Source organism: Pseudoalteromonas sp. S4741 (genome assembly GCF_005886135.1).
GTDB lineage: Bacteria > Pseudomonadota > Gammaproteobacteria > Enterobacterales > Alteromonadaceae > Pseudoalteromonas > Pseudoalteromonas tetraodonis.
The window spans coordinates 1-1,620 of record NZ_PNCN01000150.1 but is presented as its reverse complement, the minus strand read 5'-3'; the positions used below and the strand labels follow the sequence as shown (position 1 = coordinate 1,620).

Sequence of the window (1,620 nt, the reverse complement as noted above, 5' to 3'; positions counted from 1 at the left end):
AACCTGAACTTTGGTTAAGAGATTTACTAACGTATTGAATCAAAATTGATATTTATGTTTATTTTCTCTAGCCAGAGATTTCCAGTGAAAACAAGGCGAAATTACGCGTCAATAGCTCGCCTATTGCAAGTAAATTCAACGTAGTTAGCGCTGTAAATAGCTGCTTGAGATAGATTTATTATCCAGAGTTCAGGTTACTTAATCATCGCTGCTTTTTTTTGCTTAAAATTTACTGTTTTCTGGCTACAAATTCTAAAACAGTCGCATTAATACAATATCTATCTTGCCCTCTAGGCCCCTCACCCGGAAATAAATGCCCTAAGTGAATACCGGTACTTTTAGACTTAAGCTCAATGCGCTGCATTCCCCAGCTATTATCTTCATGTTGAGTTACACTATCTTTTATTGGGTGGGTAAACGAAAGCCAACCGGTGCCTGAGTTAAATCTATCGCGGGTATCAAATAATGGCTCACCGCTTAGTTTATCAATAAAGATGCCATCGGGCGTGTTTTTAAAAATAGCATATTCTTTGCAGTAAGGGCTGTCGGTTTTAGCATTAAAAGCCACTTTATAAGCTTCACTGTTGCCAAGCTTAAACGCACCTAAAGCTTTATAAAATTGCTCTGCGTTCATGTAGCCTTGGCGAGAATAGACCTCAACCCCATTTTCTAAAAATAATATGGTAGGCGTAGCCCATGTCGCCGATTTAATCGTTAACCCAGCAAGCTGATCAGCATGGCGGAAAGTCATTGGAATTGTGCCTTTATAATCATTGGCAACGGCCGCTTTAAACTTTTCGCAGTAAGGGCAATAACTTTGCGAGTCTAAAATGACAATCTGTTTGCCATTTAATAATGCAGTATTATCTACCTTAGGTTTATCACTTTGTGTAAATACAACGCCGGTTGAATGATCAGGGCAATAGCCGTTTGGATTTTTTTCAAGGTAATTTTGATGATACTCTTCAGCCGAATAAAAGCGTTCAAGTGGCTTTATTTGCGTCGCTATTTTTCCATAATCGGCTTTACTTAATAATTGCTGATACTCACTCGTGACGGCTTTTGCGATACTCGCTTGCTGATCGGTAGTGGTTAAAATAATAGAGCGATATTGCGTGCCTACATCATTACCCTGACGATTCTTTTGCGTTGGATCGTGGCTCTCATAGTAATTTTGCAACAACTCTCTTGCTGAAATAATATTACTATTAAAGGTAACCTGCACCACTTCGGCGTAATTATCTTCATCAAAGCGACGGGATAACTTAGTGATATTTCTATAGGTTGGCTTAAATCCTTGGCCATCGGCGTAACCCGATTCAGCGTCTAACACACCATTAAGTGCTTCGTAGCGTTTTTCTGCCCCCCAAAAACAGCCCGAACCCAGCACTATTTTTTCAACATGCATGGTTGCATCTAAATCAGTTGGTTTGATTATTTCATCTGACGATATAGCACTCATTGCACTTAGTAAGCCCACAATGGCAAACGCCGATAGTATTACCCGCTTAAACATACGATGACCTCTTAGTTTTAGTTACTCTAGGGTCTGTTTACCTTCCAAGGTTAAATTTGCAGCAGTTTGTTTGGTGTTTAGACAAGGCAGAGCCTATGTGGTGT

General features: G+C 39.7%; 1 protein-coding gene. It reads right to left on the bottom strand.

The genetic code is table 11. The annotated features are described in order from the left end of the window. Window positions 1-229 precede the first annotated feature (229 nt). Window positions 230-1,516: a peptide-methionine (S)-S-oxide reductase MsrA gene (msrA, locus tag CWC30_RS16425; RefSeq protein WP_138627640.1), complete on the bottom strand. Its 1,287-nt coding sequence runs from the start codon at window positions 1,514-1,516 to the stop codon at window positions 230-232. Window positions 1,517-1,620: the final 104 nt, after the last annotated feature.